This is a genomic window from Streptomyces sp. NPDC038200, from assembly GCF_055600785.1.
In genome coordinates, this window is the sequence record NZ_JBVJYH010000007.1 from 87,414 (window position 1) to 98,977 (window position 11,564).

Below are 11,564 nucleotides of genomic sequence, written 5' to 3' on the forward strand. Positions count from 1 at the left end.
CGGGGCCGCGCCCCCGCGCCTGAGCAGGCTTCACTCCGGTGCCCCCGATTGGCTCCCCACTCCGGGGGAAGATGCGGGATCATGTCTGGCATGACCGAGGTGTCCTCGCTCACAGGGCGGCTGCTCGTGGCCACCCCCGCCCTGGCGGACCCGAACTTCGACCGTGCGGTCGTGCTCCTTCTCGACCACGACGAGGAGGGCTCCCTCGGTGTCGTCCTCAACCGCCCCACACCGGTGGGCGTCGGCGACATCCTGGAGGGCTGGGCCGCCCTCGCCGGCGAGCCCGGTGTCGTCTTCCAGGGCGGACCCGTCTCGCTGGACTCGGCGCTCGGCGTCGCCGTCATCCCCGGCGGCGCGAGCGGTGACGGCGCGCCGCTCGGCTGGCGGCGGGTGCACGGCGCGATCGGGCTGGTCGACCTGGAGGCGCCGCCGGAACTGCTCGCCGCCGCCGTCGGCAGCCTGCGCATCTTCGCCGGTTACGCCGGGTGGGGGCCGGGCCAGCTGGAGGACGAGCTGGTGGAGGGCGCCTGGTACGTCGTGGAGTCCGAGCCGGGCGACGTGTCCTCGCCGGCCCCGGAGAGGCTCTGGCGCGAGGTGCTGCGCCGGCAGCGCAACGAGCTGGCGATGGTGGCCACGTATCCGGACGACCCTTCGCTCAACTGATGCGTGTGAGCTTTCAGTACCCTGGGCGGTATGAGCACTCTTGAGCCCGAGCGCGGGACTGGTACGGGGACCCTCGTAGAGCCGACGCCACAGGTGTCCCACGGCGACGGTGACCACGAGCGCTTCGCCCACTACGTCCAGAAGGACAAGATCATGGCGAGCGCCCTCGACGGCACCCCCGTCGTGGCGCTGTGCGGCAAGGTCTGGGTGCCGGGCCGCGATCCGAAGAAGTACCCCGTGTGTCCCATGTGCAAGGAGATCTACGAGTCCATGGGCAGCGGCGGCGAGGACAAGGGCGGCGACAAGAAGTAGGTCCCCGGTCCGCCCGGTGGTGCCGAGATCCCCGGGGCGCGCGTCAGGCGCGTCCCGGGGATCTTCGTGTTCTCCGGCCGCCGGGTGGTCCAGACCTCTTGTGGGGGCCCGGCGCAGTCCCTAGCCTTCGATGCGTGCTGCACGCGTTGTGCAGGAAGCAAAGGTCGTTGCGCCCTGTGCAACGCGCCGTGGGCTGAGGGGCTGATGTCGTGGAACTGATTCCGGCGCCGCGCGCCGTCGAGGAACCGGCGGGGGCCGGTGTGCCGCTCGGCCCGGACACCGTGCTGTGGGCCGGTCCGGGCACGGAACGCGCCGAACGCTGGCTGCGCGCCGCCCTCGGCGCGGCCCTGGGGCTGCCGCTGCGCCCCGGCCCCCGGGACGCCCGCGACTGCGTACGGCTGCTCCTGGACGACACCCTGGAACCGGAGGCGTACCGGATCGACGCCGCCGCCGGGCGGGGCGTGGAGATCCGCGGCGGCGGGCCCGCCGGCGTGTTCTGGGGCGCGCAGACCCTGCGCCAGCAGCTGGGGCCCGACGCCTTCCGGCGCGCCCCCGTACGGCCGGGCGCCGCCCTCGCCGTCCCCCGGCAGGTCGTCGAGGACGCCCCCCGGTTCCGCTGGCGCGGCCTCCTCCTCGACGTCGCCCGGCACTTCATGCCCAAGGAGGGCGTGCTGCGCTATCTGGACCTGATGGCCGCGCACAAACTCAACGTCCTGCACTTCCATCTGACGGACGACCAGGGCTGGCGCATCGAGATCAAGCGATACCCGAAACTGACCGAAATCGCTTCCTGGCGCTCACGGACCAAATTCGGCCACCGCGCCTCACCGCTCTGGGACGAGAAACCGCACGGCGGCTACTACACCCAGGACGACATCCGCGAGATCGTCGCCTACGCCGCCGAACGGCACATCAGCGTCGTCCCGGAGATCGACGTACCGGGCCACTCGCAGGCCGCCGTCGCCGCGTACCCCGAACTCGGCAACACCGACGTCGTCGACACCACCGCCCTCTCCGTCTGGGACACCTGGGGCATCTCCGCCAACGTACTGGCTCCCACCGACACCACCCTGCGCTTCTACGAAGGGGTGTTCGAGGAGGTCCTGGAGCTGTTCCCCGCGGACGCCGCGGGATTCTCGGAGTTCGTCCACGTCGGCGGCGACGAGTGCCGCAAGGAGCAGTGGACCGAGTCCGTGGCGGCCAAGACGCGGATCGCGGACCTCGGACTCGCCGACGAGAACGAGCTGCAGTCCTGGTTCATCGGGCACTTCGACGCCTGGCTGGCCGCGCGCGGGCGCCGCCTCATCGGCTGGGACGAGATCCTGGAGGGCGGGCTCGCCCCGGGCGCCGCCGTCTCCTCCTGGCGCGGCTACGGAGGCGGCGTCGCGGCGGCGCGGGCGGGCCACGACGTGGTCATGTGCCCCGAGCAGTACGTGTACCTGGACCACCGTCAGGCGCCGGGCGAGGACGAGCCCGTGCCGATCGGTTTCGTGCGCACGCTGGAGGACGTCTACCGGTTCGAGCCGGTGCCGGACGGGCTCACCGGGGACGAGGCCCGGCGGGTGCTGGGCACCCAGGCCAACGTGTGGACCGAGGTGATGGAGGACGCCGCGCGCGTGGACTACCAGACCTTCCCCCGCCTGGCGGCCTTCGCCGAGGTCGCCTGGAGCCGGCTGCCCGCCCCGGCGGAACGGGACTTCGCGGACTTCGAACGCCGGATGGCCGCCCACTACCGGCGACTTGACGCCCTGGGCGTCGCCTACCGGCCACCCACCGGCCCCCGCCCGTGGCAGCGGCGCCCCGGCGTGCTCGGCCGCCCGATCGAGGGACCGCCGCCGAACCGGTGACGGCGGCGCGGGCCGCCCCGAACAGGTAACGGAAAAATACCGCCGGGATCACCGAAGAGTGGCAATCCGCTTGTACCGGTTATGCCGTGCGAAAACGGACCATCTCCCTGATGAGGTGGGCGAATGCCTCCTAGCGGACCCCCGCGTTCGAGCGTTGCGAAGATGTGCCAGAGTTGCGTCGTCCGCCCTGTCAGCACGTACCGTACGGCAACACAGGCGGGACCATGTGGGGCAGCGGGAAGGGGCAGCCGGTTTGACCACGCACGCACCGCAGACGGCGCAGGCCGTCACGTTGCCCACGACGCTGGACGAGGCCGTGGCGGCCCTCGCCGCCATGCCCACCGCGGTCCCCGTGGCGGGCGGCACCGACCTGATGGCCGCCGTCAACTCCGGCCAGCTCAGGCCCGCCGCCCTGGTGGGCCTCGGCCGGATCAGCGAGATCCGCGGCTGGCAGTACCAGGACGGCCACGCGCTGCTCGGCGCGGGCCTCACCCACGCGCGCATGGGCCGCCCCGACTTCGCGGCCCTGATCCCGGCGCTCGCCGCCGCCGCGCGTGCCGCGGGCCCGCCGCACATCCGCAACGCCGGCACCCTCGGCGGCAACATCGCGACGGCCGCCCCCACCGGGGACGCGCTGCCGGTGCTGGCCGCCCTGGAGGCGACACTGATCATCGCGGGCCCGGGCGGCGCCCGCCGGGAGATCCCGGTGTCGCACCTGCTGGCCGGCGTGGAGATGCTGCGCGGCGGCGAACTCATCGGCTACGTGCGCGTACCGCTGCTGCACGCCCCGCAGGTCTTCCTGAAGGCGACCGGACGCACCGGCCCGGGGCGCGCGCTGGCCTCCGTGGCCCTCGTCCTCGACCCCGCCCGGCGCGGCGTGCGCTGCGCGGTGGGAGCCATAGCGCCGATGCCGCTCAGGCCCCTGGAGGCCGAGGAGTGGGTCGCGCGGCTCATCGACTGGGACAACGACCGCGCCCTCGTCCCGGAGGCCCTGAACGCCTTCGGCGAGTACGTCGCCGCGGCCTGCATCCCGGACCCGGCCCCCGAGCCCGACGGCTCGGTGACCCCCCTGCCGCCCGCCGTACTGCACCTGCGGCGCACCGTCGCCGCGCTGGCCCGACGAGCACTGGGGAGGGCGCTGTCGTGACCGACGACCAGCACGGAGAGGACACGCCCCAGGGCGGCGGACGCTGGAACCCGCTGCCCCAGGGCGACTACGACGACGGCGCCACCGCCTTCGTCAAACTCCCCGAGGGCGGTATCGACGCCCTGCTGAACGGCGACAGTCCGCTGGCCGCGCCCGGACACGGCTATGTGCCGCCGCGGATAGCGGCCAGGCACGCGGAGGGCGCCGTCGACGACTGGCCCACGCCCGCCGGCGGCGGCCGGTGGCCCGACGCGAACGCCGCGCCGGCCCAGCCGGGGGCCGCGGACGACCGGTTCACGTACCAGCCGGGTGCCACCCAGCACTGGACCTTCGAGGAGCCCGCGGCACCGGCCGCCCCGGGACACGACGTCACCGGGCAGTGGTCCATCCCCGTCGCGGGGGGCGATCTCCCCGACGAGTCGGGCGAGTACACCACGTCCTCGCTGGTCGAGCAGTGGGGCGGCACCCCGCCGGCCACGCTGCCGGGCGGCGCGCCGGCGCCCTGGGCGACGGACGGCGCCGGCCACGCGTGGGGCGAGTCCCCGGCCCGCCCGGCCGCCCCCGAGCCGGGCACCCACACCGACCACACCGGCCACCCGGCCCTGCCCGACCACACCGGCGCCCACCCGGCGGGCGGCGCCCCGGCGTCCGCGCCGGACGCGTACGTCCCGGAGGGGGGGTACGCGCCGGAGGACGGGTACGCCGCCGAGGAGGGTTACGCCCCGGAGGACGGGTACGCCGCCGAGGAGGGTTACGCCCCCGAGGACGGGTACGCCCCCGAGGACGGGTACGGGCATGGCCCGGCCACCGGACATGGGACGCCGTTCACGCGGGACGCCCGGGCGGAGACCGCCGACGCGGAGGACGGCCGCGCCGGAAGCGGGCACGAGGGCGCCGGGCACGTCGGGAGCGGTCACGACGGGGCCGGGCGCGAGGATGCCGGGCACGTCGGGAGCGGGCACGCGGACGGGCGGCACACCGGCAGCGGTCACGCCGACGGGCGGCACACCGGCAGCGGCCCCGTGGACCCCGGGCACCCCCGGGCGCACGGCGACACCGCCGACGCCGGCCCGCACGGCGAACCGGCGCCGCCGGCCCACCGGTCGGCCGAGCCCGGAGCGGCGCCCGCGGCGCCCCGAACGGAGGCCCACGGCCTCGCCGAAGCCCCTGAGCGCCCCGCTGACACCCCCGCGGGCCACGAGGGGCACATCGGCCCGGACACCGCGCCCCGGCCCGCCACGACGGCGGCCACGGCCGCCGCGCCCGACCCGGCGGACCCCCAGGGCTCCGTGACGGCGGCTCACCCGGCGGACCCCGCCGACACGCCCGACACGCCCGACCCCGCGGAAGCCACCGGCCCGGCGGACCCCGCCGACCCGGCCGCGTCCGCGCCCCCGGCCGCGGCGGCCGTACCCGAGGGCACCGCGGGCGCGCCCGCGCCGGACGGCGACACCGAGAGCGCCGCCGGGGAGCCCGCGCCCGAGGGGGCCGGAGAGCCGGCCGCCGCGGCCCTGCCGCCGCACGACGACCACCCCCTCGCCTCCTACGTCCTGCGCGTCAACGGCACCGACCGTCCGGTCACCGACGCCTGGGTCGGCGAGTCCCTGCTGTACGTGCTGCGCGAGCGGCTCGGCCTCGCCGGCGCCAAGGACGGCTGCTCACAGGGCGAGTGCGGGGCCTGCAACGTGCAGGTCGACGGCCGCCTGGTGGCCTCCTGCCTGGTTCCGGCGGTCACCGCGGCCGGCAGCGAGGTGCGCACGGTCGAGGGCCTGGCCGCGGACGGGCAGCCCTCCGACGTACAGCGCGCGCTCGCCCGGTGCGGCGCCGTCCAGTGCGGTTTCTGCGTGCCCGGAATGGCGATGACCGTGCACGACCTGCTGGAGGGCAACCCGGCGCCGACCGAGCTGGAGACCCGGCAGGCCCTGTGCGGGAACCTCTGCCGCTGCTCGGGCTACCGGGGTGTCCTGGAGGCCGTCAAGGAGGTCGTCGCCGAGCGCGAGGCGTCCCACGCCGACACCGAGACGGACACGGACGAGGCACGTATTCCCCACCAGGCGGGCCCCGGCGCCGGCGGCGTCCACCCGTCGGCGTTCGAGGCGCCGGGCGCGTTCGCCACCCCGCACACGCCGGGCGCGTTCGGCACCCCGGGGACCGCACCGGACGGCTACGACGCCCACGGCGGCACCTACGGCGACGCGCAGGACCCGTACGGGGACGCGCCCGACCCGTACGGCACGCAACCCGGACCGCAGGACCAGCACTACGGCCAGGACGGAGGCCAGGGGTGAGCAACGAAGCCGGCATCGCGACCACCGCCGCGGAACCCGCTCCCGCCGCCGAGCCGCCGCCGCACGGCCTCGGCGCCTCCCTGCCGCACGCCGACGCCCGCGCCAAGACCGAGGGCACCTTCCCGTACGCGGCCGACCTGTGGGCCGAGGGCCTGCTGTGGGCGGCCGTACTGCGCTCCCCGCACGCACACGCGCGCATCGTGTCCATCGACACCACCCACGCGCGCGAGATGCCCGGCGTCCGGGCCGTCGTCACCCATGAGGACGTGCCCGGCACGCCCCGCCACGGCCGGGGCACGCCCGACCGGCCGGTGTTCGCCTCCGAGGTCGTACGGCACCACGGCGAGCCCATCGCCGCGGTCGCCGCCGACCACCCGGACACCGCGCGGATGGCCGCCGCGGCCGTCATCGTCGAGTACGAGGTGCTCGATCCCGTCACCGACCCCGAGCAGGCTTTCGAAGCCGAGCCGCTGCACCCCGACGGCAACCTGATCCGGCACATCCCGCTGCACCACGGCGACCCGGAGGCGGTGGGCGAGGTGGTGGTCGAGGGCCTGTACCGCATCGGCCGCCAGGACCCGGCCCCGATCGGCGCCGAGGCCGGCCTCGCCGTGCCGCGCCCCGACGGCGGGGTGGAGCTGTACCTGGCCTCCACCGACCCGCACCGCGACCGCAACACGGCCGCCGCCTGCTACGCCCTGTCCCCGGATCGGGTGAAGATCGTCGTCACCGGGGTGCCCGGCGCCACCGCCGACCGCGAGGACCAGGGCTTCCAGCTCCCGCTCGGCCTGCTCGCGCTCAAGACCGGCTGCCCGGTGAAACTCACCGCCACGCGCGAGGAGTCCTTCCTCGGTCACGTCCACCGCCACCCGACCCTGCTCCGGTACCGGCACCACGCCGACGCCGAGGGCCGGATCGTCAAGGTCGAGGCGCAGATCCTGCTGGACGCGGGCGCGTACGCCGACACCTCCGCCGAGGCGCTGGCCGCCGCCGTCTCCTTCGCGTGCGGCCCGTACGTCGTCCCGAACGCGTTCATCGAGGGCTGGGCCGTCCGCACCAACAACCCGCCCTCCGGCCATGTGCGCGGCGAGGGCGCCATGCAGGTGTGCGCCGCCTACGAGGCGCAGATGGACAAGCTGGCCAGGAAACTGGGCCTGGACCCGGCGGAAGTGCGCCTGCGCAACGTCCTCGCCACCGGTGACGTCCTGCCGATCGGCCAGACGGTGACCTGCCCGGCGCCGGTCGCCGAACTCCTCCAGGCGGTACAGGACTTCCCGCTGCCCGCGCTGCCCAAGGACACGCCCGAGGAGGACTGGCTGCTGCCCGGCGGCCCCGAGGGCGCCGGCGAACCGGGCGCGGTGCGCCGCGGCGTCGGCTACGGCCTGGGCATGGTGCACATGCTCGGCGCGGAGGGCGCCGACGAGGTGTCGACGGCGACGGTCAAGGTCCACGACGGGGTCGCGACCGTGCTGTGCGCGGCCGTGGAGACCGGCCAGGGCTTCACCACCCTGGCCCGGCAGATCGTCCAGGAGACCCTCGGCGTCGAAGAGGTCCACGTCGCCCCCGTCGACACCGACCAGCCCTCGGCCGGCGCGGGCTGCCGGGGCCGGCACACCTGGGTGTCCGGCGGCGCGGTGGAACGTGCGGCGAAGATGGTCCGTACCCAGCTCCTCCAGCCCCTCGCGCACAAGTTCGGCATGTCGACGGAGCTGCTGCAGATCACCGACGGAAAGATCACCTCCTACGACGGTGTCCTCTCCACCACCGTCATGGAGGCGATGGAGGGCAAGGAGCTGTGGGCCACGGCCCAGTGCCGCCCGCATCCCACCGAGCCGCTGGACGCCTCCGGCCAGGGCGACGCCTTCGTGGGCCTCGCCTTCTGCGCGATCCGCGCGGTGGTGGACGTCGACGTCGAACTGGGCTCGGTCCGGGTGGTGGAGCTGGCGGTCGCCCAGGACGTCGGCCGGATCCTCAACCCGGCCCAGCTGGCCGCCCGCATCGAGGCGGGCGTCACCCAGGGCGTGGGCATCGCCCTCACCGAGAACCTCCGTACGCCCCGCGGCCTGATCCGCCACCCCGATCTGACCGGCTACGCCCTCCCGACCGCTCTGGACGCCCCCGACATCCGGATCGTGAAACTGGTCGAGGAACGGGACGTCGTCGCCCCCTTCGGCGCCAAGTCGGTCAGTGCGGTCCCGGTGGTGACGGCCCCGGCGGCGATCGCCTCCGCGGTCCGCGCCGCCACCGGCCGCCCGGTCAACCGCCTCCCGATCCGGCCGCAGGCGGCGGTGGTCACGGACCGATGAGCACGTCTCCCGGCGACCCGCGCTACGAACCCGCGCCCGGCGCGGGCAAGCTGCTGCTGTGGATCCTGCTGTTCGCCGTGGCGGCCCTCGCCGTCGTGCTCGGCGGGATCTACCTCACCTGAGGGACGGCGCCGTCCCGGTCACCGGGGTGACGGCGACCGGCGGCCGACGGTCGCCACGGCGGCTCACGGAGAGACCGCCGCGGGCCGGGTACGCCCCCGGAGGGGACGGCGCGGCCGTCCCCCCCGGCCAACCGCGCCCCCGCGCCCCCGCACCCCGCCCACCCCACGCACCGGCCTCCGGCGACGGTGGAGGTGATCCGGGCGGACGCGCAACGGACACGGCGCGCCCGGCGTCCTCTTCCGTGGGCCGTTGTCAGTGGGGCGGCGTAGTGTGCCGAGTGGTGGGGGCACCTGCCCGGAGGCCGCGTACGACGGTGTGCGCGGGCCTGTCACGTACGGGGAAGATCGCGGGGGAGCGATGAGCACGACGGACGCGGGGACGACCGCGATCACGCTGACCGAGGCGGAGCTGGAGCGCTACGTCACGCACATGCCGACCCGCGGCCTGCTCACCGGCGCCGGCCTGCCTCCGGAGACCGACCTGCTGACCTTCTCCCCGCTGCGCACACACGGCCTGCGCACCCTCGCCGACGCCGCCGACAGCCCCAGCCCCTTCCGCCTGGCGGAGGAACTGCGCAGCCGCCTGGTCATAGGCGAACTCCTCACCCCGGCCGGCATGGAGCGCGAGTCGATCCTGCTCGACGGCGCCACCGGCGAGATCACGACGGCCCACCTCTTCGATCCGTCCGAGCCGCGGCCCTTCGCGCCCTCCCTCGCCACGCTGCTGCGCTTCGCCGCGGTCACCGAGGAACTGGCGGGCTTGCGCGGCCGTTTCGCCTCCCTGGCGGGCCAGTACGGCCCCCGGACCGTAGCCGAGGCGTCCCGTCGCCTCCTCGCGCTCTTCGAGGCGGACACGAACGGCGAGGTCCCGCCGTACTGGAAGGCGGCGGCCCTGATCCGCCCCCTCGCCCTGGTCGCCGGTCCCGGTACGGCCTCGGGCCTCGCCCTGGACGTCCCCGCGCGCGTCCTGGACCAGCAGTTCGGGCACGGCAGGGTGGCCCGCTTCGAGGAGGTCGACTTCCCGGCGACGCTCACGCACGAGCCGACCCGCCGCTTCCTGCGCGAGACGGGGCTGCCGGAGGAGGCGGTCTTCTACCGCACGGACACCGACGTCCCGCTGCCGACGCTGCGCGAGCACTTCTCCCAGGAGCACCCCGACTATCCCCTCGCGGAACTCCCGGCCCACTGCGACCACTTGATCCGCCTGGGCTGTCTGCTGGAGGAGAACAGCCTGGTGGTCGACGGCAGAACGGGCCGGGTCCTCACCTTCAGCGAGCCGGACGCGACGCTCCACTCCCTCAACACCGACGTCTCCACCCTGGCCTGCACTCTGTGGCTGATCCACCACGAGCGCACGATCGACGCACACCTCGGCCACGAGCTGGCGACCCACGCCTACGACCACCTGGTCGCGGCGATGATCCACACCCTGAACACCCTCGACCCCACGGGCACCCTGCCCGACACGACCTGGCACTACTGGACGGAACTGTTCCAGAACGAGGCGGGCGGGGTGTTCTGAAGCCCCGGGGCCGGTGAACTTCCGCTATCCGGTCACTGAGCGTGTCCGCATCGCCCTACCGTGAACCGTGACGGTGTTGACACGCACGGTGAGGGAGGGGTGTGGATGACGACCGACGCGAACGCGGAGCCACTCAAGGACGGGGCCGGCGAGCGGGGCTGGGAGGTGGACCCGGACGACGAGTGGGGTGTCGCAGTCATCACCACGGTCGGACGGCAGATGAAGCTGCGGCGAGAAGCGGTGGGAATGAGGGCTGGCGACTTCGGCATGGCTGTCGGCTATGGCGAGGACATGGTCTACAAGATCGAGAGCGGCAAGCGGATTCCCCGGCCCGAGTATCTGGACAAGGCCGACGAGGTGTTGGGCGCGGGTGGACTGCTCTCGGCGATGAAGGAGGACGTGGAGCGGGTCCGATACCCGAAGAAGGTGCGGGATCTGGCGGAGATGGAGGCCAGGGCGGCCGAGATCGGTGTCTACGAGTGCAACATCATCGCCGGACTCTTGCAGACAGCCGAGCACGCGCGAGCCGTGATCAGGGCAGCGCAGCCGCCGTACTCGCGGGACGATGTCGAGCGTATGGTGGCCGCTCGTCTTGCCCGACGGTCGGTCTTCGATCGCACACCGGCCCCGTCCATCCACTTCGTACTGGAAGAAGCGCCGCTGCGTCGTCAAGTAGGGGGCACAATGGTGTGGTGTCGGCAGCTCGAACACCTGTTGGAAGTGGGGCGGTTGGACAACGTCACACTTCAGGTCATGCCGACGAACACCGACGCCCACCCCGGGCTGGACGGCAGGATCGAGCTGCTGAAGTTCTCTGACGGCAAGGCGGTGGGCCGCTCGGACGGCCTGTTCTCCGGTCGGCCTGTCTCGGAGCCGAAACAGCTCCGCATCCTGGAATTGCAGTACGGCACCATCCGTGCGCAGGCCCTCCCGCCACGGGAGTCGCTTGCCTTCATCGAGAAACTGCTTGGAGAGACATGATGCGCAATGCCTCCGCCGGGCGCGCCCCCGAACTGGCGTGGTTCAAGAGCAGCTACAGCGGCGGTACCAACGGCGAGTCCTGCGTAGAGGTGGCCACCACTCCCGGCACGGTGCACGTTCGTGACTCGAAGACCGTCGGCGGTCCGCGACTCGCTGTCACGTCGGATGCCTGGACGGACTTCGTGTCGTACGTGTTCAGCCCACGGTGACACCTCGACAGCCGGTCTCCGAGGACCAGAAGGGCGGCACCCTCTCGGGGTGCCGCCCTTTCGTTGTGCCTGGTCAGACGATAGAGGCCGTGGCGGGAATCGAACCCACGTAACTCGCTTTGCAGGCGAGTCCCTAAACCACTCGGGCACACGGCCGTGTTGAGTTG

10 protein-coding genes and 1 tRNA gene are annotated in these 11,564 nt (G+C 73.8%); 10 read left to right on the plus strand and 1 reads right to left on the minus strand.

Features of this window, described 5'->3' with window-relative positions; all coding sequences use genetic code 11:
- The first annotated feature begins 90 nt into the window (after window positions 1–90).
- From ACZ7KF_RS16915 to ACZ7KF_RS16960, 10 genes are all read left to right on the plus strand, one after another.
- The gene (locus ACZ7KF_RS16915; protein ID WP_471074700.1) at window positions 91–663 is read left to right on the plus strand and encodes a YqgE/AlgH family protein; all 573 of its coding nucleotides are present in this window, start codon (window positions 91–93) and stop codon (window positions 661–663) included.
- Between the two features lie 30 nt (window positions 664–693).
- Window positions 694–975 carry a DUF3039 domain-containing protein gene (locus tag ACZ7KF_RS16920; protein ID WP_191870597.1) on the plus strand — a complete coding sequence of 94 codons (282 nt, stop codon included), beginning with the start codon at window positions 694–696 and terminating at the stop codon, window positions 973–975.
- A gap of 209 nt (window positions 976–1,184) precedes the next feature.
- Window positions 1,185–2,822, plus strand: a complete 1,638-nt coding sequence (locus ACZ7KF_RS16925; protein WP_471074703.1) for a beta-N-acetylhexosaminidase — start codon at window positions 1,185–1,187, stop codon at window positions 2,820–2,822.
- Between the two features lie 253 nt (window positions 2,823–3,075).
- Window positions 3,076–3,969: an FAD binding domain-containing protein gene (locus ACZ7KF_RS16930; protein WP_471074706.1), complete on the plus strand. Its 894-nt coding sequence runs from the start codon at window positions 3,076–3,078 to the stop codon at window positions 3,967–3,969.
- Entirely contained in the window at window positions 3,966–6,257 is a 2,292-nt protein-coding gene (locus ACZ7KF_RS16935) for a (2Fe-2S)-binding protein (protein WP_471074708.1), read from the plus strand. The genes ACZ7KF_RS16930 and ACZ7KF_RS16935 overlap by 4 nt, the downstream gene beginning before the upstream one ends.
- Entirely contained in the window at window positions 6,254–8,563 is a 2,310-nt protein-coding gene (locus ACZ7KF_RS16940) for a xanthine dehydrogenase family protein molybdopterin-binding subunit (RefSeq protein WP_471074711.1), read from the plus strand. The genes ACZ7KF_RS16935 and ACZ7KF_RS16940 overlap by 4 nt, the downstream gene beginning before the upstream one ends.
- Window positions 8,560–8,685 (plus strand): hypothetical protein, encoded by a 126-nt coding sequence (locus tag ACZ7KF_RS16945; protein ID WP_471074714.1) that lies wholly within the window; start codon window positions 8,560–8,562, stop codon window positions 8,683–8,685. Before ACZ7KF_RS16940 ends, ACZ7KF_RS16945 begins: the two co-directional genes overlap by 4 nt.
- Window positions 8,686–9,043: 358 nt before the next feature.
- A complete protein-coding gene (locus ACZ7KF_RS16950) occupies window positions 9,044–10,207 on the plus strand; it encodes an SUKH-4 family immunity protein (RefSeq protein ID WP_471074717.1) in 1,164 nt (387 codons plus the stop codon).
- Window positions 10,208–10,312: 105 nt separating this feature from the next.
- The gene (locus tag ACZ7KF_RS16955; RefSeq protein ID WP_471074720.1) at window positions 10,313–11,188 is read left to right on the plus strand and encodes a helix-turn-helix domain-containing protein; all 876 of its coding nucleotides are present in this window, start codon (window positions 10,313–10,315) and stop codon (window positions 11,186–11,188) included.
- Window positions 11,185–11,397, plus strand: a complete 213-nt coding sequence (locus ACZ7KF_RS16960) for a DUF397 domain-containing protein (RefSeq protein WP_471074723.1) — start codon at window positions 11,185–11,187, stop codon at window positions 11,395–11,397. Before ACZ7KF_RS16955 ends, ACZ7KF_RS16960 begins: the two co-directional genes overlap by 4 nt.
- An 84-nt stretch (window positions 11,398–11,481) precedes the next feature.
- Here the strand turns inward: ACZ7KF_RS16960 and ACZ7KF_RS16965 are convergent.
- Window positions 11,482–11,553, minus strand: a tRNA-Cys gene (locus ACZ7KF_RS16965).
- Between the last annotated feature and the right edge of the window lie 11 nt (window positions 11,554–11,564).